This is a genomic window from Mucilaginibacter jinjuensis (genome assembly GCF_028596025.1).
GTDB classification, from domain to species: domain Bacteria; phylum Bacteroidota; class Bacteroidia; order Sphingobacteriales; family Sphingobacteriaceae; genus Mucilaginibacter; species Mucilaginibacter jinjuensis.
Genome location: NZ_CP117167.1, coordinates 3,338,321 through 3,360,827 on the forward strand (window position 1 = coordinate 3,338,321; position 22,507 = coordinate 3,360,827).

The following is a 22,507-nucleotide window of genomic DNA, read 5'->3' on the forward strand; positions in this document are numbered from 1 at the left end:
AGTTCAATTTATTTTAACCATTTGTGTTCTTTGTACCACTTAATGGTTTCTTCCAGTCCTTTATCTAAGTTGTAAAGGGGGTAGAAGCCCAGCTCTTGTTTCGCGGCCTCAATACTACAGGCCCAATTGGTACCCAGTAATTCATTTAGCTTATCGCGGTTTAAAGCTGGTGTTTTGCGGCTCAAAGAACTAACTTTTTCTGTTAACGATGCAACTAATTTTACAAACGTGACAGGTAGATGAAACTTGATGGTTTTAAAAAGGAGTATATCTTTGATGATATTCGCCATTTCGTACCGGGTGTAAAAGTTACCGTCGGCTATGTTGTAAGTACGTTTATCGCCGCCATATATTGCCTTCATGGTAGCCACAGCCAAATCTTTAACGTATATAAAGCTTAATTTTTGTTCGGCACGGCCAATGTATGGCTCAAAACCTTTAACTATTTGCTTTATAACGATAAATATATCGCGCTCACGTGGCCCATATACAGCCGTTGGCCTTAAAATCGTATAGTTTAAACCAGGGATATTCTTTAATTCGTTTTCAGCAAGCAGTTTACTTTTACCATACTGGGTTACCGGATGCGGCTTATCGCTTTCGGATATAATCCCGTTAAGAGTACTAAGTGGGCCCCCTGCTGCCAGGCTGCTTATAAAAACAAACTTTTTAACTCCAGCCGCTACAGCTGCTTTAGCCAGGTTTGCGGTATATGTTGCGTTTATATGATTATACTGTGCCTGCGATTTTGCCTTGGTTACACCGGCTGCATGTATAATATAATCGTATTGGTTAGTTTTTATCTCTTCTGTTAGTGTTGCAATATCACTAAACTTTGGATAGGTAAATTTAATGTTTAAATCTTTTAAATGATCTGTTTGGCTGTTTTTTCTTACAGCTGCAAATACATCCAGATTTTGGCTGAGCGCCTCAACAATTAAATGATACCCAACAAAGCCGCTGGCGCCGGTTATTAAAACCCGCTCTTTCATATTGCTTTTTCGTATAACCTGTATGTTTTGTAAGGGTCGCCATTGATATCAAGCAGCGCCTTATTCATCATATCGTTATTCTCTAATATCCATCCAGCCTCGGCATATTTGAGGCCTTTGAGCTTGTATTCTTTAATTACATTACCATAAAGCACAGCCTCTATACCACGTTTTCTGTATCCTTCAATAACACCTAAGGCGTAAATACGGATCCCTTTAATCTTCTTTTTACCTAAAAGTAATTTGAAAATACCGGTAGGCAATAAACGTCCGCGTTTAATCTTAATCAGGATCTCGTTGATATTAGGTACAGTTAGCGAGAAACCGACTACTTTACCCTCATGCTCTGCAATGCTGCAAAAATCGGGGTCGACAACTAATTTAAGATCATTAGCGAGGTAGAAGAATTCTTCATCCGTCAATGGCACAAAGCCGGTATTGCTATCCCAGGCCGAGTTATATACTTTATGCAGCGCTTCAGCTTCTTCTTTAAATTTCTTCAGGTTTAGCTTGCGGATGGTAATGTTACTTCTGTTTAAACGCTCTTCTAAAGCACCAAGTAGCTTAAATGAACGCTCATTGTAACCTTCATCGCCAAATATATAGGCAATCAGATCTATCTTTTTTTCGAGGCCCTGTCTTTTAATCAGGTCTTCGTAATAAGGATAGTTGTAAGTCATCTGCATTACAGGTGGGCTATCAAAGCCTTTAACCAGCAAACCGCTTGGTTCATTGGTCGAGAAATTTACAGGGCCTATAATGGTGCTAACCTTTTTATCTTTCAACCACGCAATAGCTGCTTTAAATAAAGCATCGGCCACTTCATTGCTATTAATAGCATCAAAGAAACCAAAAAAGCCATCATTGGCTTTATTAAATTCGTTATGATGGTTATTTAATATGGCAGTTATGCGGCCTACAATTTTACCATCCTGGTAAGCAAGATAGTTTTGTAGCGAATTATGTTTTAAAAAAGGGTGCTTGGTTAGCAGGTCTCTTTGGGCTATAAAAAGTTCCGGTACGTAGTTCGGATCATTTTTATACAGATCGTGGGGGAAATCAATAAAAGCTGTTAGTTCCTTTTTGGAACTAACAGGCAGTATATTTATCATATCTTTTCTTTAACGGTATTTACACCAACTACTTTAAAGGCTTTTGAAATCTTATCAACCGCTTCTTCGATTTGTGCGAAGGTATGCGTGGCCATTAAAGAGAAACGCAGTAAAGACGAGTCTGATGGTACAGCAGGAGAAACAACCGGGTTAACAAATACACCATCGTTTTGCAGGTATTTGGTAACCATATAAGTTTTCTCGTTATCACGTATGTAAATAGGTAATATCGGGCTTTCGGTTGGGCCAAGGTCAAAACCTTCGTCCAGTAAAAGCTTCATGGCATAATTAGTATTATCCCATAATTTTTGAATGCGCTCTGGTTCAGATTCAATAATATCAAGGGCTGCAATAACGCTGGCTACAGAGCCAGGTGTCATACTTGCGCTAAACATTAATGAACGTGCACGGTGTTTCAGGTAGTCAATAGTTTCATGATCGGCAGCAATGAAACCACCCAATGATGCAAATGATTTGCTGAATGTACCCATAATAAGGTCCACATCGTCATTTAAACCAAAGTGTGATGCTGTACCGGCACCTTTAACACCTATAACACCAAGACTGTGTGCGTCGTCAACCATAATGTTGGCGCCATACTGGTCTGCTATTTTTACTAATTCAGGTAATTTAACAATATCGCCTTCCATGCTGAAAATACCGTCTACAGCGATTAGTTTAACAGCTTCTTCCGGCAACAGGCTCAGCTTGCGCTGTAAATCCTGCATATCGTTATGTGCATATTTAATTACTCTTGAAAACGATAAACGGCTACCATCGATGATAGAGGCATGGTCATATTCATCAAGGATCAAATAGTCGTTACGACCGGTGATGCTTGATAATACACCCAGGTTAACCTGAAATCCAGTGCTAAATAAAACAGCAGCTTCTTTACCAACGTATTCTGCTAATCTGTTTTCTAATTCGATGTGGATGTCAAGCGTTCCGTTTAAGAAACGAGAGCCTGCGCATCCGGTACCATATTTGTCTATAGCTTTTTTAGAAGCTTCTTTAATTGCGGGATGATTGGTTAAACCTAAATAAGAGTTTGACCCAAACATTAATACCCGTTTGCCATCGATAATAACCTCAGTATCCTGACCAGACTCAATTGGCCTGAAAAAGGGATATACTCCTCGTTCCCGGGCTGCAGCCGCCTCCGTAAACTGAGCGATTTTATCATGTAGTTTTTTACCCATGTATTAACTCTGCTTAAATTTTTTGTAAAAATACCATGAAAAAGCTTATAACTTATACTTGGTGTGTAATTTTTTTGCACATCATTACGAAGCGTAATAAAATACCATTGGGCAAATTAATTAAAAATTTATTTTATCCTGTAATCTAAAACAAAATATTTTCTGCCCGAAAAGCAGTTTTAGATTCAATTCAGAGAGCTAAATTATTCTATGTTTGAGTATTGTAACTTTTTTTAGCTTTATTTTTTTTAAGTAAACTAATATTGTAAATATATGTTTCTACAGCATCAACCACCTGCATGAAAAAAACATACTACCCATTATTTTTATTTCTGCTGTTAGTAACTAACAAACTTTTGGCGCAAACTGCTGCCGATACCGTTAATGGTAACTTAACATTACGCCAATGTGTAGAGTTTGCATTGCGTAACCAACCGGCGGTAAGGCAAGCCGCTATTGACGAGCAGATTAATGAACGCGACATCCGCATAGGTCTGTCGGGCTGGTTGCCTCAGGTAACAACGAACGGAAGCTATAATTATTACTTTCAAAGTGCGGCACGTACGCTTGCTACATCAGCCGGAAGCGGAACTGGTACAAACACAGGTGGCACGGGAACTGGAACAGGGACGGGGGTAGGCACCGGCACTGGTGGTACAACCGGGGGTACTTCCGGCACCGGTACTTCAACAACTACACCAACATCTTCAATAGGTGGTATAGCTAAAAACGTAACCAGCGTTACTTTTTCGGCGAGCCAGACTATTTATAATAATGATGTATTTCTGGCGGCACGTGCAGCCAAATACTCGAGGTTATACTATAAGGAAGGCACAGAAGTAAGCCAGATTGCCGTGGTAGCCGATGTAAGTAAATCATTTTTTGATGTTTTGCTGTCGGAAAGGCAACTGGATATATTAAACGAAGATATTGTAAGGCTGCAACGAAGCCAAAAAGATGCGTTAAGCAGGTACCAGGCCGGAGTGTCTGATAAAACAGATTATAAACAGGCAACTATTTCCTTAAACAATTCTATAGCCAGCCGTAAGCAAACGGAAGAAGCCATTAAAAGTAAAATAGCCTTTTTGAAACAGGTGATGGGTTTACCATCAGAAAAACCATTGAACCTGCAATATGATTCAACCCGATATGTGCAGGAGGCTGTGATTGATACCAACCAAACGCTTAATGTAGAAAACCGGGTAGAATATCGACAATTGGCAGCTCAAAAAAACCTGCAGCTTTTAAATGTAAGCTATTACAAATTTGGCTGGCTGCCTTCATTATCGGCAATAGGCAGCTATAATTTTCTTTATGCAAACGATCATTTTTCCGATCAGTACAACAATAATTTTCCGACATCTTTAGTAGGCCTAAGTCTGAGTATGCCCATTTTTACCGGCACCAAGCGCCTGCAAAATCTCAGCAAAGCAAGGTTACAAGCCGATAGGACTGACCTTGATATATTAAATACCCGGAATGTAATTAACACAGAATATGTGCAGGCAATGGCTGCTTATAAAAGTAATTACACTAATTGGATATTGTTAAAACAGAATGTGGATTTGGCTAAGGATGTGTACCATGTTGTAGAACTGCAATATCGTGAAGGCATCAAAACTTACCTCGATGTTATTGTAGCACAGTCTGATCTGCGCACAGCAGAGCTGAATTATTATAACGCACTCTTTACATTATTATCGAGCAAAATTGATTTGCAAAAGGCATTAGGAATTTTACCAGTAAGATAATCAACTATATGAACATAAAATACTTAGGTTTAACTACGGCAGTAAGTTTAACATTGCTGGCATCTTGTAAACAAAAAGCACAACAAAATGCCGCACCTCCGGCAACGCCTGTGGCTGTTACCGAAGCTAAAAAAGCCGATGCCGTTTATTATGATCCTTTTCAGGGCACAGTTGTAGCACTTAATAGTGTGGAGCTGCGCAGCCAGGTAGCCGGATTTATCACAGGCATATTTTTTAAAGAAGGCGAGGTGGTGCCGAAGGGAAAAGAGCTTTACGAGATAGACCGCCGCAAATACATAGCCGCTTATGAACAGGCTAAGGCCAATTTGGAAAGTGCTAATGCCAATCTGGTGAAAGCCCAGAAAGATGCCGATCGCTACTCTTTTCTATTAAAGCAGGATGCAGTTGCGCGCCAGACTTACGACCAAGCAGTTGCTGCACTGGCCACTAACCAGGCACAAGTATCAGTTGCTAAAGCAGGTGTATTATCTGCCAAAACAGATCTTTCTTACTCTATTATTACTGCTCCATTTACGGGCCGTATCGGTATATCGCAGGTAAAACTGGGTGCACAGGTTACGCCGGGTACTACTTTGTTAAATACCATATCGACAGAAAACCCAATTGCTGTTGATATTGTGGTGAACGAGCAGGACCTGCCTCGTTTTTATGCTTACCAGAAAAGCAGCACCGATTCTACTTTTAGGTTACAGCTTTCTGATGGTACACAATATAATAAGCCGGGCAAAATATTCGCCATCGATCGTGGGGTGAACAACCAAACCGGTAGTATCAAGGTACGTGTGGAGTTTCCTAATGATAAGGATGTGTTAAAAGATGGTATGAGTGGGGTGTTAAGCGTGCTCAATAATGAATCGGGCGAGCGTGTGCAGATTCCTTATAAAGCAGTAACCGAGCAAATGGGAGAGTACTTTGTATTTATTGCTACCGATACCGTTGCACATCAGCACAAAGTGATGATAGGCCCACGTATTAAAGACCAGATTGTAATATTACATGGATTAAATGCAGGCGATAAAATTATCACCGATGGTTTTCAACGCCTAAAAGACGGTGGAAAAATAACTTTAGGTGCGCCTCAGCAGCAAACTGCTCCAGGAGCTAAACAACAAGCAAAATAAAATACCGGTAACCAGAATATAAAAAGATGATCGCAGATACCTTTATACGCAGGCCGGTAACAGCTATTGTAATATCGATAGTGATTGTGGTAGTGGGCTTATTGGCCATGAGCAGTCTGCCGATAGGCCAGTACCCGGAAATTACACCACCAACAGCACAGGTAACAGCAACCTATACAGGTGCCGATGCCTTGACTGTTGAACAAACAGTAGCCACCCCAATTGAGGTACAGGTTAATGGTACCCCAGGTATGACTTACCTGCAAAGTAACAGCACCAGTAACGGCCAAATGAGCATGACGGTTAACTTTGAGGTTGGTACCGATATTAATATTGCTGCATTAGATGTGCAAAACCGCGTGGGCATTGCCACACCAACCTTACCGCAGGAAGTACAGCGTTTGGGCTTAACCGTACGTAAACGTAACCCCAGTATATTAATGCTGGTGGCTATTTATTCGCCAAACGGAAGCCATAACGTTACTTTCTTAGATAACTATACCAACGTATTCATCAGGGACGCATTATTACGTACCAAAGGTGTGGGCGACGTATTTACCCGTGCCGATGATTTCAGTATGCGGATCTGGCTTAAACCTGATAAACTGGCTGCATTGGGCATGACGGCAGGCGATGTTACAGCCGCCCTAACCGAGCAAAACGTACAGGTTGCCGCAGGTACTGTAGGTGCACCACCGCAAGAGAACGGACAAACCTTCGAGTATACCGTACTCACCAAAGGCCGTTTAGTTGAACCGGCAGAGTTTGAGAATATCATTGTACGTACCCAGCCTAATAACGGTGCTATTGTACACCTAAAAGATGTAGCGCGTGTTGAACTGGGTAAATTTAACTACTCTGGTAACTCATTTGTTGATGGTAAACGTGCCTCATATCTATTGGTTTACCAGGCACCTAACAGTAACTCACTTGCAACTGCCGAAGGCGTTTATGCCACCATGAACGAACTAAAAAAATCATTCCCGGCAGGGGTTGATTATGTAGTTCCGTTTGAGTCTGTTACTGTGGTTAAGGTATCGGTAAGCGAGGTGGTAGAAACTTTGGTTATTGCCCTGGTACTGGTAATTATCGTGGTGTTTTTGTTCCTGCAAAGCTGGCGGGCTACCTTAATTCCTGTTCTGGCAATCCCGGTATCAATTATCGGTACGTTTATATTCTTTATACCGCTCAACTTCACCATCAATACGTTAACGCTGTTTGGTTTCGTACTGGCTATTGGTATTGTGGTGGATGATGCCATTGTGGTGGTAGAAGCCGTGCAGCATTACATTGATGAAGAGAAAATGTCGCCGAGGGAAGCTACCGAACATGCCATGGCCGATATTTCTGCACCAGTTATTGCTATTGCATTAATTTTGGGTGCGGTGTTCGTGCCGGTAGGGTTTGTGCCCGGTATAGTAGGGCGATTGTATCAACAGTTCGCTATCACTATTGCTATTTCGGTGTTGATTTCAGCTTTTATCGCGTTATCATTAACCCCGGCTTTATGTACCTTATTATTAAAGCCACACGATCCTGATAAAAAGAAAAACTTTCTCGATAAGTTCTTCGATAAATTTAACGGTTGGTTTGATCGGGTAACGAATAAATACCGTAATGGTGTAGACCATAGTATTAAGCACTACAAACTCGTAGGCATAATCTTGCTGTGTATAATTGTAGGCGTGGTACTGCTGTTTAAAAGCAAACCATCGGGCTTTATACCTACCGAGGATGACGGCCGGGTTTATATTACTTATGATTTGCCCGAAGCATCATCAACCCAACGTACGGTTGAGGTATTGCATCAGATGATGAAAGTACTGGATAGCATACCAGCTGTAGGGCACTACGCTGCATTGGGCGGATTAAACGCGGTTAACTTTGCCAGTAAATCAAATAGTGCCACCATATTTGTACAGTTAAAACCATGGGACGAGCGAAAGGAGAAAAAAGATCAGCTATTTGCATTGGTTGGGCAATTACAACAAAAACTGGCAAGATTTAAAGAAGCAAACGTAATTGTTATTCCGCCGCCAGCCATTCCTGGTTTGGGTAGTACAGCAGGTTTCTCATTCATTCTGGAAGAGAAAGAAGCCGGCGGGGATATTAAAAACTTTGAGACGGTAATGCAAAACTTTATAGCGGCAGTTAATAAGCGACCGGAGATTGCCAAGGCATTCAGTTTCTTCACGGCACGCACACCTGCATATCAGCTAACTATCGATCGCGAAAAAGCTAAACGTATGGGGGTAACTGTAGCTGATGTTAATACTGCCCTGCAAACCTACATGGGTAGTGCATACATTAACGACTTTACTATTTATGGCCGAAACTTCCACGTGGTGGCACAGGCTGATACCAACTACCGTACAAATATCCAGAACATTGGGCAGTACTTTGTACGGAACCAAGCCGGTACGATGGTACCGCTGAGTACCGTAATGTCGTACAAGATCATTGAGAATGCGCCGTTAATTTCGCATTATAACTTGTTCCGTTCGGCGGAGATTGATGGCAACCCTAAACCGGGCTATAGTAGCGGTGATGCGTTAAATGCCTTGAAGGAAGTTGCTGCGCAGACATTGCCACAGGGCTATGGTTATGAGTTTTCGGGTTTAAGCCGGGAGGAGATCCTGTCGGGCTCTAAAACCATCTACATATTTATATTGTCCATTGGTTTCGTATTCCTTTTCCTGGCGGCGTTGTATGAGAGCTGGTCAGTGCCATTCTCTGTATTGCTTGCAGTACCGCTTGGCGCGTTCGGTGCCATTCTGTTCCTAACATTCAAATCCGAACTCACCAACAACGTGTACGCGCAAATTGGTTTGATAACGCTCATCGGGCTTTCGGCCAAGAACGCGATTTTGATCGTTGAGTTTGCCAAAGAACGTGTAGATGGTGGGATGGACCTGGAGCAAGCTACGCTTGATGCGGTAAGGTTGCGCTTGCGGCCAATTATCATGACCTCTATGGCCTTTATACTGGGTGTAGCGCCATTACTGATTGCATCTGGTGCTGGTGCCGTAGCGCGGCAAACAATCGGCTGGACGGTGTTTGGCGGCATGCTTGCAGCAACATCAATGGCTATATTTATAGTACCTGTGCTGTTTTATGTGATTACCAAGTTTGCCTATGGCGAGAAAAAACTGAAAGAATTACAGGATGCACATAAAGATGATGACAAAAAATTCTCGCAGCATTAATGTAGAAAACGTTATTTGAATAAGATTAAAGGGAAGCATTGCTTCCCTTTTTTTGTATTCTAGGGTGTCATAATTAGTGATGAAAACCAACCATTATATTCTTATTAGTACACAAAGTGTATCCTAAGTGTTACAATTTTCATTTTGGCACTGGCATGGGTTAACATTATTTTAACAAGGCTATTTATTAACGCTTAGTTAAACATGCAGGGAGTATTAAACACCTGTTCTTCAGCTTATAGAAGCTGTTTTTTCAGGATAATATTTATCAGATTCAGCATGCCTTGAAATGTTAAAATAGCCTTAAAATGGCGTTAATGGCAAAGTATTTGCCCAAGTGGACATGAATAACAATCTAACAATTGTTCACTAAAATTAACAGAAATGAAAATTACAAAAACAACTAAATTGGCAGCAGCGGCTATTGCATTTGCCGGTTTATTATTTACGAACACAACTACTAAAGCTCAATCAACCGGTCATGATTCACAAGCATGGCGTTTTGGAATAGGCGTAGAGCCAGGTTTACCTGTAGGTAACATGCGTGATTTTTCACACTTCGCATTAGGTGGTACCGCACGTTTACAAAAAGATTTAAACGGTAGCGTATCTGTAATGCTTACATCTGGTTATACAAACTATTTTGCCAGAAATTACGATTTACCAGGTGGTGGTAAAACCAACTTAAACGATTATGGTATTGTACCGGTAAAAGCTGGTGTTAAAGCCTTTTTTGCTCCACATGCTTACGTAAGTGGCGAAGTTGGTGCCGGTTTCGAAACCAATGATAATGCTTATAACGGTTACGACAAAGGCACTAAGTTAATTCTGTCACCAGGTATTGGTTACGCCATGTCGGGTTCAGGACTTGATATTGGTGTACGTTATGATAACTACTCTGGCGCTAACAGTCCTAACTATGGTCAGGTAGCTTTACGTGTAGCTTACGGCTTTAAACTGTAAATAAACAATCACATCTTTAATTAAAAAAGGCCTTTCTGGTTATCCGGAAGGCCTTTTTTTGTCAACTAATTTTAGTCAGCAAAACTATTTTCCTTATCATTGCGCCTCTAAAAAAAATATATGACCATTAAACAATTATCACGAGTTGCATTTGCAGTTATTGCATTTGCCTGTTTATCTATCTCACAGCATGCTGAAGCACAAGCAAAAGATTCTGAAAACACCTGGCGTTTAGGTATTGGCGTAGAGCCAGGATTACCGGTAGGCAATGACATCAGATATGTGTCGCGTTTTTCACTGGGTGGGTCGTTAAGGTTACAGTATGACGTTAAAGGCCCTGTATCTTTAATGCTAACCTCTGGTTATACTAACTTTTTTGGACGTGAGTTTACACAGTCTATTGCAATAGGAGGAGGCAAAACTGTTTACAACAATGTAAAGTTTGATAATTACGGTATAATACCTGTAAAAATTGGCGCTAAAATTTTTGCCGGACAAAACCTTTATGTAAGTGCTGAAGGTGGAGCAGGTTTTGAAACTACAGGTAGCGATAAAAATGTAAAAATGATTTTATCGCCAGGTATTGGGTATGCTACTAATTTTGGCTTAGACTTTGGTGCGCGTTACGATTATTATTCTGGCCAAAACGATAATTTTGGTCAGGTTGCTTTACGTATTGCTTACGGCTTTAAACTGTAAATAAACAATCACATCTTTAATAATGCAAGAAGCCCTTCAGTTTGAAGGGCTTCTTGCATTATACATTGTCCGTAGAGACACAATACTTTGTGTCTCTTGTAAAAAGATAGATTATTTTAATTTACCTAATGCTTCTTTAATACGTCTTAAAGCTTCTACCAATTTGTCATCAGCAGCAGCGTAAGAGATACGGATTGATTTTGGATCACCAAATGAATCACCACCAACAGTAGCTACGTGGCCTTCTTCCAGTAAATAAATGCTCAGATCATCAGCGTCTTTAATGGTCTTACCATTGTAGCTTTTGCCAAAGAATGAAGTAACATCCGGGAAGAAATAGAAAGCGCCATCAGGCAGGTTGGTTTTAACACCGTCGATATCTTTCAATAAATCATATACCAAACCACGGCGGCGTTTAAATGCATCGCGCATTTCGTATACCGACTCTAAACCACCCTGATAAGCAGCAGTACCGGCACGTTGGGTGATAGAGCAGGTACCAGAGGTGATCTGTCCTTGCATTTTATCACAAGCAGCAGCAATTTCACTGTTAGATGCCGTGTAACCGATTCTCCAGCCAGTCATTGCGAAGGCTTTAGAGAAACCATTGATGATTACCACGCGGTCTTTAATAGCATCGAACTGAGCTATAGACTCGTGGCCACCAATAAAGTTGATGTGCTCATAAATCTCGTCAGACATGATGTATACATGCGGGTGGCGTTCGAAAACCTTGGCCAACCCGGCTAATTCTTCTTTGCTGTAAACACTGCCTGTAGGGTTACAAGGCGATGAAAACATAAATAATTTGGTTTTAGGCGTAATAGCAGCCTCCAGTTGCTCAGGCGTAATTTTAAAGTTCTGTTCAACGGTAGTGTTGATGAAAACGCTTTCGCCTTCAGCCAGTTTCACAACTTCAGAGTAAGATACCCAGTAAGGCGTAGGGATAATTACTTCTTCGCCTGGGTTAACCAAACAAAGCACCGCATTAGCAATAGCTTGTTTAGCACCGGTTGATACCACAATTTGTGATACATCATAATCCAATCCGTTCTCGTTCTTTAGCTTAGCTACGATACTCTTTCGCAGTTCAGGGTATCCGGCAACAGGGGTATAATAAGTAAAATTATCATCCATGGCCTTCTTGGCTGCATCTTTCACATACTCAGGCGTATGGAAATCTGGTTCACCAAAACTTAAACTAATTACATCAACACCTTTGGCGGCGAGCTCACGGCCCATTTTCGCCATTTTAATGGTTTGAGATTCAGACAGATTGTTAATCCGGTTACTTAAAGCACTCATAGCAGTATTTTATATGTCGGCGGCAAATATAGAAAATTAGTTTACTGCTAATTGATGACTTGTTTTTAAATTTGACCACAATTTATCGTCTTGAAGGAAAAATATGTTACTGCGGTCTTAAATTCTGTTTAAACCTTGCGCCTAACAGTAGCAAATTCAATACGGAAGTCATCAACAAATCGGTCTCGGACCATCACATTGAAACAATAATGGCGCTATTTAATGTACGTGTATACGGCTTGCTTGTAAACGAGCATAATGAAATACTAATCAGCGATGAGCAGGAATACGGTTACCAGTTCACCAAATTTCCCGGCGGCGGCTTAGAGCTTGGCGAAGGCTTAATAGATGGCCTTAAACGCGAGTTTATGGAAGAGTGTAATGTTGAGATTGAAGTGCTGGAGCATTTTTATACAACAGACTTTTACCTGAAGTCTGCTTTCAATGATTCGCAGATCATCAGCGTTTATTATTGGGTGAAGAACCTCACCAGCCTCGATCTGGATTTTAAAACCAAGATATTTGATTTTGACGGGACCGTTGAACCTCTACAATCTTTTAGATGGGCATCGTTAACTGATTTAAAAGTAAGTGACATGACCTTCCCGATAGACCAGCACGTTGTTAAATTACTAAACAAACAAAAATGACATTAGCAGAAAGGGATGCCAAAATAATATGGCACCCGTATACACAAATGCAAACCGCCGGATTGCCGGTAGGTATTGTAAGAGGAGAAGGCGCAGTTCTGTTTGGTGAAGACGGCAAAGAATACATCGACGCGGTATCATCATGGTGGGTTAATTTATACGGGCATGCCCATCCGCATATAGCCCAAAAAGTAGCCGAGCAGCTTAAAAAGTTGGAGCATGTAATCTTCGCGGGCTTTACCCACGAGCCGGCTGTTGAGCTGGCAGAACGGTTACTTGCCATCATTCCTGATAATCAAAAGAAGGTTTTCTATTCAGACAATGGTTCTACGGCTATAGAAGTTGCCATTAAAATGTGCCTGCAATACTGGAATAATCAAGGCAAAGCGAGGACCAAAATGGTAGCTTTTAAGAATGCTTACCATGGTGATACTTTTGGAGCTATGGCAGTAAGTGGCAGAAGCGCATTCACCGCCGCTTTTGATAATCTATTATTCGAAGTAGAGTTCATCGATCTTCCAACAAAAGAAAATATCCAGGATCTCAAATCTCAGATCTCAAACCTCAGATCCGAATTAGCTTGTTTTATTTTCGAACCACTGGTGCAAGGATCGGCCGGGATGATTATGTACGAGGCGGAATGGCTGAATGAACTGGTTAAGCATTGCAAACAAGAAGGCGTACTCACTATTGACGACGAAGTTTTTACTGGTTTCGGCCGGACAGGTAAGCCGTTCGCCTGTAACTACATTACCGAGCAACCAGACATTATGTGTTTCTCCAAAGGCCTAACCGGTGGTACCATGGCTTTGGGAATAACGACTTGTACCAGCCAGATCTATGATATGTTTTTATCTGATGATAAGATGAAGACCCTTTTCCACGGGCATTCATTTACAGCTAATCCGATAGCATGTAGTGCTGCATTGGCCAGTATGGATCTGTTTGTGAGCGATGAAACGCCTGCTAATATCGAGCGCATTGTCACACAGCATCAGCAGTTTAGAACGCAGATTGAGAACCATCCAAAAGTGCGTACCATCAGGCAAACGGGAACTATCATTGCGCTGGAATGGGAGACAGGTAACTCGACTTCATACCTGAGTCCGCTACGCGATCGCCTATATAATTACTTCCTGAATGCCGGTATTATATTGCGCCCCTTGGGTAATATCATTTATATTTTACCGCCATATTGTATTACAAACGAGCAACTGGCTTATATTTACAGCAAAATTATTGACGCTTTAAACGAGATATAAATATGGGTTTAAGTAATGTGCTTTCGACAATAGTAGGTGATGATCAATTACACGCCCGCTGGTTAAATACACTATCATTAATGGAGAACACCGGCGCACGTAAAATTTCGGCCAGTGAAGACCCAACCACGGTTACATACATTATACTAAAGCATGCGGCCGAAGAACACCGCCATGCTTTCTATCTTAAAAAACAAATTGAACGTGTTGCTGCCGATACCTGCCCAACTTACGCAGTTGATTATTTGCTGGCACCATCGAGCAGTAAATATTATTTGAATCAGCTGGATGTTTCGGTTTGCCGTTATCTTAAAAATACATTAAACCTTTCAGGAGGCGATCTGCGTTTTGCAGCATACCTTTTGGTTACTTATGCCATTGAGGTGCGCGCCGATGAGCTTTATCCCATCTACCAGGATGTATTAACCGAGACCGGTAGTAAGGTAAACGTGAAATCAATTATTCTGGAAGAAGAAGGCCACCTCGAAGAAATGATTAACCAATTAAAACACTTCTCGCCTGAGTGGGAACACCACGCAGAACAGGCTGTGAAAATAGAGACAGACCTCTTTAACCAGTGGGTTACCCAACTGACTAAAGAGGTTAATCCGGCTGTTATTAATAATTAAGATAAGTAGTAAATACCTTTTGCAGGTAAGCTTGTCCCTTCGTCAGGGTTTCGTCGGTTAGCGATTCCCTGACGTTGGTTTTTCCGGTGTAAATCACCTTGTTCCCCTCATTATCGTAAGAAATACTTTGCGATGGCTGCATAAAGCCAAGCCCGTTATCCCAATCAAAAAAAGCAAACTCCTTAGTGTAAGGATTCATTAAATCTTTCGACCAATGAAAATCTTTGTGTGGTAAGTTTAATTGCGATAATATCGTAGCTGCAATATCTGTTTGCCCACCCAATACATTCATCTGTTTACCACGAAACTCCGGTTTGATGGCCTCGCCAAAAAACAATAAAGGAATATGATATTTACGCGGATCGTAAGCCTCTGAAGTATTGCGTGGCAAACGGTGACCATGATCAGCCACTAAAATAAACACCGTGTTTTTATACCATGGCTGCTTTTTAGCCTGCTCGAAATAAGCATTCAGGCATGAATCAGTGTAATAGGCTGTGCTCCTGAACATCATCCCATTATCCTTACCCGGAAACTTGGGTTTACCCAGTAATTCAAATGGTTCGTGATTACTCAGGGTTTGGATATAGCAAAAGAAAGGATGTTGCTGCTTATCGAGGTAATCGACACTTTTGCGCAGGGTAACTTCATCATAAGCCCCCCATTTTGATTTGAGTTCGTCTTTAGAAAAACTTTCTTCATCAGACAGGTCATCAAAACTATGATGCTCTATATATGATTTAAAGTTCATGTAGCCACTATCGCCGCCATAGAAGTAAGAGGTGGTATAACCGGCTTTCTTTAAGCTTGATGATATGGCAGGAAGTTTCTTCTGCTTGCCATCTTCGGTAATAATGGTTCGTGTCGCTTGCGATGGAAAACCGCTTAATATAGCTACTACGCCCTTATCGGTACGGTCGCCGGCTGCGTAGATATTATTGAAGAGTACACCGTTTTTAATAAACTCTTCGAAATGTGGCGCCACACCTTTATCGCCGCCTAATGATTCGATAATATCAGCAGTAAAGCTTTCCAGTTGGATAATTACAACGTTAGGCCTGTCGGTATTTAAAATCTTTACTGTGGTGTCTTTTTTAACCGTGTACAGGTCATTTACAATAGTAAAAGCCTTTTCATTCGGCATAAACTCATACGTGTTGTGCGGTGCGCGCAGGTTATCAACCACATTATTCATCAGGTTCCACTCAGTATTGAGTACAGATTGGTTGAGGATCTGCTTGTTCGAGAAATAAGCCCGTTGTTCATTAATTGGGGAGCCAAACAAACCTCCCCGTATGATAATGATGGTAACGAAGCAAAGAAAAAGTGAGAAGGGAATTTTAAAGCTGACAGTCTCTTTCGGTTTCCTGAATTTAAAATCAACTACAAAAAGCGATATAACCACACCAAGAACCAACAGCGTAACACCAATGGTGATGCTTAAACCGATAGGCGATGAGCCGGTTGAAGCCACTGCTTCAGATGGTGCTACATATAAGGTATTGAATACACGATAGTTAACCTTGGTACCCCATTCGCGGAAAATATTAAGATCGATAATGGTTAAAAAAGCGATAACCAGCACACAAAACCAGGTATATACCTTAAGCCATACGGGTGGTACGTTGCCCTTAGGAATAAACCAGTTAACGATGAACACTAATAACGGGATGATACAGATATAGGCAGCGGCCGAATAATCGAGCCACAAACCATGTACATAGGTAAGCAGGATCTCTTTAAAAGAGACAGTCCTGAGCTTATTGATAAAGTAAAGCTCAAAGGTTAGGCGGGTTAGAAAAAATATAATGAGCCAGTATGCGAAATACCGGCAAAAACTAAAAAAGCTCCTTAACATGAGGGGTCAAAATTACTCATTTTAACCACAATGTTAAGAAGCTTTTAATGAATTGTTAATGAAGAATTTCTCTTAGTGTTGGCCGCCACCTAAAGTACTAAGGTCTGTAATTGTAATTTTATCGTATCCGGCAGGGATAGAGAAAGTACCGGCAGGTGCCTTATCGCCAGTTATTGATTTAACTGTAATTGATAATGGCTGGCCCATCTGTAACGTAGTAAACTGGATTGGAAAACCACCCGCAGATGCAAAATATTTGGTAATAATAGTAACCGGCACAGTAACATCATTAGTTACCCATGCATCGTAAGATTGGCCACTTTTAGTATCCTTAACAGCCACTTTTTTGCAGTTAAAGCCATTAATTACTTTAGTTTCTGTACTTGGGGTAAAGGTAAACTGAGGCTCAGAGTCTTTAAAAGATTCTAACTCGGCAGGGGTACCGATAGCTGCTTTTTTTATGTTAGCAATTGGCACATCAACTAAAATAGCCAGGTAGTCGCCACCGTTTGCCATAATTGTTTTAATGGTAGCAGGGCCTCTTTTTCCAGATGTTGAACTTGAATCACCTTTGAAGAAAAGTTGAGAGTCAATTGTTTGTCCGCCTGCTGTTGCAGTATAGTTGACAACACCCTCGGTATAAGCTTTTTGTGCCGATGCAGTAAATGCAGTTGCTGACAGGACGATGCCAAAAGCAACACTTAAGAATTTTAATTTCATGGTTTTAATTTGATACAAGTTATTCGTTTTCTGAATTAGATACAAATTTTCTTTTTCGTTTAACTCAGTTTGTCAGTTAGATGTCACTACCAGCGATTTGTTACGTTTTAAAACCACATAATTTATATGCAGGCTATCCGCTTCATTTACAAGCTTTTTAATGGTTTGCGGAGAATTACTCCCATCAATCACCAATTTTTTATAGCTGTAATTATGATTGATGAAATTTATAGAACTGTGCGGATTGCCGGTGACATAAATGTAATCGACGGCCAATTTTTTAGGCAATTTTGTAAATTGAAGGTGAGGATCATAAATCAAAACGCGGTTATTTAGGAACTGTACGAGCGAAGATTTCTTCCTTAAATAAGTAACATTTAAATTGCTATAAAATGTTGAAATCTGCAAATTATCTACCCGGTTACTGTCAACACATGGCTGGATGGAGTACTTAAAATTGGGGTCGGTAAGAGGCAGGTCTGTAAGCAAAATTCCCTGCTTGCCATTTTTAAAAAGTATACCCTGATGCTTGCTCAAACTGTAAAAAGTTATGCTTTGTGTTTGCATACTTTTTATCTTCTGAAAGCTTGCCGAAACAGCTGTAACCAGCAGGCAAATTAAACTTAATCTTAACAACCAAAACTTGCGGTTATATACAAAGTAAAAGAAAGTCATAACCGCAATGAACAGTAATACGCAATCGTAATTGCTAAACCATATTTTATCTACAGAGGAGTAGGGTTGCTGCTCAATGAATTGCAACCCTTTGTTCATAATCAGGATAGTCTCTTCCAACACCCAGAAAATAACTTTGCTGATATAGGGTAGCTGCGGTACCAGCAAAGCGATGATCCCGCTGAACAAAATCACTTCCGAAGGGATAATGATGAATAAATTACTCAGCAAAAAGTAAATAGGAAACTGGTGAAAATAAAAAGCACTTAACGGAAACGTAATGATCTGTGCAGCCAGCGATGCCGAAATATAGTACCACAGTTTACTGATGTACTTATTCTTAAACTCAAACCATTTAAACATCACGGGTTGCAGCATAATGAGCCCAAGCACAGCCAGGTAAGAAAGCTGAAAACCAACATCTGCGATTAGTAACGGATCGTACAATAACAAAACAAAGGCAGATAAGGCCAGCAGGTTAGCCGTATTGGTATAACGATAACCAGCCTTTCCTAAAATTATCATATTAATCATCACCGCGGCACGGCAAACTGCAGGAGAGAAGCCGGTAAGCAAAGCATACGCCCAGATCAGTATAATAGAAATTATGGCCTTGACCCATTGCCCGTACCGCGAGCCATTTAAAAAGCTCAGCATAAAACTGATAAACACAAACACAATAGCCACATGCGCGCCCGAAACTGAGAGCACATGCACTGTGCCTGTTTTGGTGTAGGCTTGCAGTACATCAGGGTTTAAATCAGCCTTATAGCCCAGTATTAATGTGGATGCCACGGCCGCGGCATTCGTATCAGCCATATTGGTTTTGAATTTCTGAACCAGTTGCTGTCGAAGGTTAATAGCGTATGCCATCACAGGGTTGCCGGCATCCTTATTAATAATCTTAAACTGGCCCGGAAACAAAAAGCTCTGCTCATAAATATGCTGGTTAGCCAGGTAGGCCTTATAATTAAAAGCACCCGGATTAAACGGTGGATCAACCGGTTTATAATTAGCCGGGATTAATAACTCATAACCATATTGAAATTTGGTAATACTATCGGCCATGATGGTCAGCAGCATTTTGCCACGCGTTAATCTGCCGACTCCTTTATTATTGGCTTGTACCACATTGGCACTGCAATGCCAGTATTTGCCTTTGAGCGTTGGTTCGCTGTTTATTTTTACCAGTATGTGATCGGCCTTTTGTTTGGCGAAGTAATCGGCGTAGTTACGGTCGTTATGAAGTTGTACGGTTGTTATGCCAATGGTAAATAGTATCAGATGGATGAGTAAACCACCAACCCACTGATAATGATAGAGTTTAAATCGATTGTAAAGTAAATTAAGCAGTACAAACGTTCCGCACAGGCAGGCAGAAACAACAATTGGAACAGAAATACTATGGATATTAAAAAATAACGCACAAAATATACCGGCTAAAAAGGGTAGGGTATATACAACAAAAGGCACTTCACCTTTATGTTCGGCAATCATTTTTAATTGTGTAAGGTTGTTAAGCAGTGTTATTGCTGCTAAGGCCAAGATAAGAGTTTTTTAAAGAATTGCGAAAGCTCGGAAGAACCGTAAATAATCGTTCTCATGTGGCCTCTTGATTTTCGGGTAGCACAACAGTGGCCACAGCACTTACTTTAATAGAAAATAAAGCAGCCACGAGTTTATTCACAAGTTTTTGTTTTTTAAGGTGTTCATGAGATCGCTACGCTAAGTTTCTTTTTGGTACTTTTTCTTTTGCGGAAAAAGAAAAAGTACATCCACTGACGATTCATATACTTCAAACCATATCCTAATGGAAAACTGATTCTGCGGTATTGAAGGTAGTGCTAATCGGTCTGAGATTGCTTCGTTCCTCGCAATGACGTGCTGGGTTAGAAACTTGCGGCAGCGGATGTCATGCTGAGCTCCGTCGAAGTATGGTGGGTGGGCATCTGCGCGCGACACTTCGAGTGCCTCAGTGTGACAGGCCTCTACTTTATAGATATTTACAAAGCATCCCTTACTTCCAGCAAAAACTTCTTCATATTCTCTAACGAAGAAATAATCCGCTGTTGGTCTTTCGCTGCGTTGATATTTTGGCGCATGTGCTCTTTGGCGCCTTCGAGGGTAAATTTCTTATCGCGGATGAGGTGCAGTATTACCTTGATGTTCTCTACATCCTCGGCAGTGAAAAAACGGTTGCCTTTTTTATTCTTTTTAGGCTGAAGGATATCAAACTCCTTCTCGTAGTATCTTAATAAAGATTGATTAACATCAAACATGGCCGATACTTCGCCCATGGTATAATAAATTTTGTTGATCTCCTCGCGTTCTTTATAAGCCATAATCACAAATGTATTGGTTTTTTAATTATTCTTCATTTTTCTCAAAATCAGTAACTAAAAAAAGTAGTTGAGTGTATTAATTATTTCGTAAAAAATATATCTTTAGAGACCTGAATTTATACGAATTGAAAAACCTTATTCTCCTTTTTGGCGGTGCCTTGTTTGCATTGCGGGCGTCAGCTGCTACCGGTCCCGATTCTACCATCCATATTTCGTCGGCAAAAGATAATTACCAGATCGTTTATAATTCCAAAACATCCAGGGTCGAGATTAACCAGGATCAGGCTACAACTTACGTTAGCGAGGGCTACCAGGCTACGATGCCCATTGCCATTATGTATAACGATCAGATCAAGATCAATTCGGTATCATGTAAGGTAGATGGGCATACGCCTTCAGATTTTAAGCCTTACTATGGTTTTTATACCGTAAGCGATGTTTTTTATTCTGATGCTAAGGTTTGCCTGTTCCCCATGTTGTTAAAAAATAAAGGGAGCAAAGGAGAAGTTAAGGTAGAAGAAACATACAACGATCCGCGGTATTTCACAAGCATAAGTTTCAGCGATGAAGTTGATATTGCGCATAAAGAAATAACTATTAAAGTACCCCGCTGGATGTCTGTCGACATTAAAGAGTTTAATTTTAATGGGCTCGACATTAAAAAGACATCCGTTTACTTGCAAAATGAGGATGCGGATTTAATTACATATACGGCCGAAAACCTGCCTGCCGAAAAGCGGGAAGACCACAGCCCCGGTCCAACTTACTTATACCCGCATTTGCTCATTCAGTGTAAATCAGCCTCCGTTGGCGGCCAAAAGTTTACCTATTTTGGTTCTTTGGCCGATCAGTATGCCTGGTACCACGAACTCACAAAGGATACTTATTCCGATGCGGAGATTAAAGAAAAAGCCAAAGAGATAACTGCTAAAGCAACAACCGATCTGGATAAAATTAAGGCGGTGTATTACTGGGTGCAGGACAACATCCGCTATATTGCTTTTGAAAACGGGATTGCCGGCTTTAAACCCGAAAAACCTGATGAAGTGCTGCGTAAAAAATATGCCGACTGTAAAGGTATGGCCAACCTCACCAAAGCCTTGCTGATTTCATTAGGATACGATGCCCGTTTATGCTGGCTGGGTACCAATCATATCGCTTATGATTATTCGACACCATCTCTTGCAGTAGATAATCACATGATATGCGCCCTGATGTACAAGAGCAAAACCTACTTTCTGGATGCTACAGAAACCTACATCGGGATCGATGAATATGCCGAACGCATACAGGGCCGCCATATTTTAATTGAGGATGGCGAAAAATATATTTTAAACCACGTACCCAAAGCTTTGCCCGGCCAGAATGCAGATAATGAGGTAGACAAAGTAACCATCAGCGGGAATGATTTTGTTGGAAAGGTTACCCACTTGTGGCAGGGTGAAGATAAAGAAGATGTTTTATCGGGCATTAACAGCGTTAAAAAAGAAAATACAGATGAGGTATTTACCCACTTTTTAGCCCATTTTAATAACGACTACCACGTTAAAAACCTCAATGTAAGTAACCTGGCCGATCAGGGTAGTAACCTAAACGCCAGTTACGATTTTGAATATAAAAATGCGGTATCAAACTTTAGTAAAACCTACTATATCGAGTTTGATAAAGTTAAAGAACTTAATGATGCAGCCATCAAAACAAGTGAACGCAAGCACGATTATTGGTTTTCGCACACCATTAACCTTAACCGCGAAACGGAGTTAACCATCCCCGATAATTATAAAGTGGCCGAAATGCCGCAGAACCTTAATATCGTAAATACCGATTATGAATTTCATATTCAGTATGTTATGCAGGGGAATAAGCTAAGCTATAAGAAGACACTGCTGATAAAAAACACCCACCTTAACCAGGCCAAATTTGAGCAGTGGAATAAAGATCTCGAACAATTAAATAAAGCATATAACGAAACCGTAGTACTAAAACCCTTATCATAAAA

General features: G+C 40.8%; 17 protein-coding genes. 9 read left to right on the forward strand and 8 right to left on the reverse strand.

From position 1 onward, the window contains the following. Positions 1 to 8 precede the first annotated feature (8 nt). From PQO05_RS15045 to spt, 3 genes are read right to left on the reverse strand one after another with little or no spacing between them, the layout of a single operon-like run. Positions 9 to 992 carry an NAD-dependent epimerase/dehydratase family protein gene (locus tag PQO05_RS15045; RefSeq protein ID WP_273628147.1) on the reverse strand — a complete coding sequence of 328 codons (984 nt, stop codon included), beginning with the start codon at positions 990 to 992 and terminating at the stop codon, positions 9 to 11. After that, positions 989 to 2,104 carry a hypothetical protein gene (locus PQO05_RS15050; protein ID WP_273628148.1) on the reverse strand — a complete coding sequence of 372 codons (1,116 nt, stop codon included), beginning with the start codon at positions 2,102 to 2,104 and terminating at the stop codon, positions 989 to 991. The genes PQO05_RS15045 and PQO05_RS15050 overlap by 4 nt, the downstream gene beginning before the upstream one ends. Beyond that, positions 2,101 to 3,306, reverse strand: a complete 1,206-nt coding sequence (spt, locus tag PQO05_RS15055) for a serine palmitoyltransferase (protein ID WP_273628149.1) — start codon at positions 3,304 to 3,306, stop codon at positions 2,101 to 2,103. Before spt ends, PQO05_RS15050 begins: the two co-directional genes overlap by 4 nt. A 299-nt stretch (positions 3,307 to 3,605) precedes the next feature. Between spt and PQO05_RS15060 the strand changes: the two genes are divergently transcribed. From PQO05_RS15060 to PQO05_RS15080, 5 genes are all read left to right on the forward strand, one after another. After that, positions 3,606 to 5,057 carry a TolC family protein gene (locus PQO05_RS15060; RefSeq protein ID WP_273628150.1) on the forward strand — a complete coding sequence of 484 codons (1,452 nt, stop codon included), beginning with the start codon at positions 3,606 to 3,608 and terminating at the stop codon, positions 5,055 to 5,057. 8 nt (positions 5,058 to 5,065) lie between these two features. After that, positions 5,066 to 6,199 carry an efflux RND transporter periplasmic adaptor subunit gene (locus tag PQO05_RS15065; RefSeq protein ID WP_273628151.1) on the forward strand — a complete coding sequence of 378 codons (1,134 nt, stop codon included), beginning with the start codon at positions 5,066 to 5,068 and terminating at the stop codon, positions 6,197 to 6,199. 26 nt (positions 6,200 to 6,225) lie between these two features. Next, the gene (locus tag PQO05_RS15070) at positions 6,226 to 9,405 is read left to right on the forward strand and encodes an efflux RND transporter permease subunit (protein ID WP_273628152.1); all 3,180 of its coding nucleotides are present in this window, start codon (positions 6,226 to 6,228) and stop codon (positions 9,403 to 9,405) included. Positions 9,406 to 9,789: 384 nt separating this feature from the next. Then, a complete protein-coding gene (locus PQO05_RS15075) occupies positions 9,790 to 10,368 on the forward strand; it encodes a hypothetical protein (RefSeq protein ID WP_273628153.1) in 579 nt (192 codons plus the stop codon). 120 nt (positions 10,369 to 10,488) lie between these two features. Beyond that, positions 10,489 to 11,067, forward strand: a complete 579-nt coding sequence (locus PQO05_RS15080; protein ID WP_273628154.1) for an outer membrane beta-barrel protein — start codon at positions 10,489 to 10,491, stop codon at positions 11,065 to 11,067. 111 nt (positions 11,068 to 11,178) lie between these two features. On the opposite strand, the gene PQO05_RS15085 is transcribed toward PQO05_RS15080, so the two are convergent. Continuing rightward, positions 11,179 to 12,372 (reverse strand): pyridoxal phosphate-dependent aminotransferase, encoded by a 1,194-nt coding sequence (locus PQO05_RS15085; protein WP_273628155.1) that lies wholly within the window; start codon positions 12,370 to 12,372, stop codon positions 11,179 to 11,181. A gap of 209 nt (positions 12,373 to 12,581) precedes the next feature. Between PQO05_RS15085 and PQO05_RS15090 the strand changes: the two genes are divergently transcribed. Genes PQO05_RS15090 through PQO05_RS15100 form a run of 3 tightly spaced genes read left to right on the forward strand, consistent with a single transcriptional unit; the run spans position 12,582 to position 14,913 of the window. Next, positions 12,582 to 13,022: an NUDIX domain-containing protein gene (locus PQO05_RS15090; RefSeq protein WP_273628156.1), complete on the forward strand. Its 441-nt coding sequence runs from the start codon at positions 12,582 to 12,584 to the stop codon at positions 13,020 to 13,022. Beyond that, a complete protein-coding gene (gene bioA / locus PQO05_RS15095; RefSeq protein ID WP_273628158.1) occupies positions 13,019 to 14,284 on the forward strand; it encodes an adenosylmethionine--8-amino-7-oxononanoate transaminase in 1,266 nt (421 codons plus the stop codon). The genes PQO05_RS15090 and bioA overlap by 4 nt, the downstream gene beginning before the upstream one ends. A gap of 2 nt (positions 14,285 to 14,286) precedes the next feature. Then, positions 14,287 to 14,913, forward strand: coding sequence for a hypothetical protein (locus PQO05_RS15100; protein WP_273628160.1), 627 nt, complete (start codon positions 14,287 to 14,289; stop codon positions 14,911 to 14,913). On the opposite strand, the gene PQO05_RS15105 is transcribed toward PQO05_RS15100, so the two are convergent. The 4 genes from PQO05_RS15105 to PQO05_RS15120 all read right to left on the reverse strand — a co-directional run bounded on the left by PQO05_RS15105 (position 14,903) and on the right by PQO05_RS15120 (position 20,508). After that, a complete protein-coding gene (locus PQO05_RS15105) occupies positions 14,903 to 16,771 on the reverse strand; it encodes an LTA synthase family protein (protein ID WP_273628161.1) in 1,869 nt (622 codons plus the stop codon). The two genes, PQO05_RS15100 and PQO05_RS15105, sit on opposite strands and share 11 nt — an antisense overlap. A gap of 72 nt (positions 16,772 to 16,843) precedes the next feature. Next, positions 16,844 to 17,491, reverse strand: coding sequence for a hypothetical protein (locus PQO05_RS15110; RefSeq protein WP_273628162.1), 648 nt, complete (start codon positions 17,489 to 17,491; stop codon positions 16,844 to 16,846). A 72-nt stretch (positions 17,492 to 17,563) separates the two neighbouring features. Beyond that, positions 17,564 to 19,711 carry a ComEC/Rec2 family competence protein gene (locus PQO05_RS15115; RefSeq protein WP_273628163.1) on the reverse strand — a complete coding sequence of 716 codons (2,148 nt, stop codon included), beginning with the start codon at positions 19,709 to 19,711 and terminating at the stop codon, positions 17,564 to 17,566. 458 nt (positions 19,712 to 20,169) lie between these two features. Next, on the reverse strand, positions 20,170 to 20,508 hold the full coding sequence (locus tag PQO05_RS15120; RefSeq protein ID WP_273628164.1) for a MerR family transcriptional regulator: 339 nt from the start codon (positions 20,506 to 20,508) through the stop codon (positions 20,170 to 20,172). A 125-nt stretch (positions 20,509 to 20,633) separates the two neighbouring features. Here PQO05_RS15120 and PQO05_RS15125 point away from each other — a divergent pair, with 125 nt between their 5' ends. Continuing rightward, positions 20,634 to 22,505: a transglutaminase-like domain-containing protein gene (locus tag PQO05_RS15125; RefSeq protein WP_273628165.1), complete on the forward strand. Its 1,872-nt coding sequence runs from the start codon at positions 20,634 to 20,636 to the stop codon at positions 22,503 to 22,505. Positions 22,506 to 22,507 lie beyond the last annotated feature (2 nt).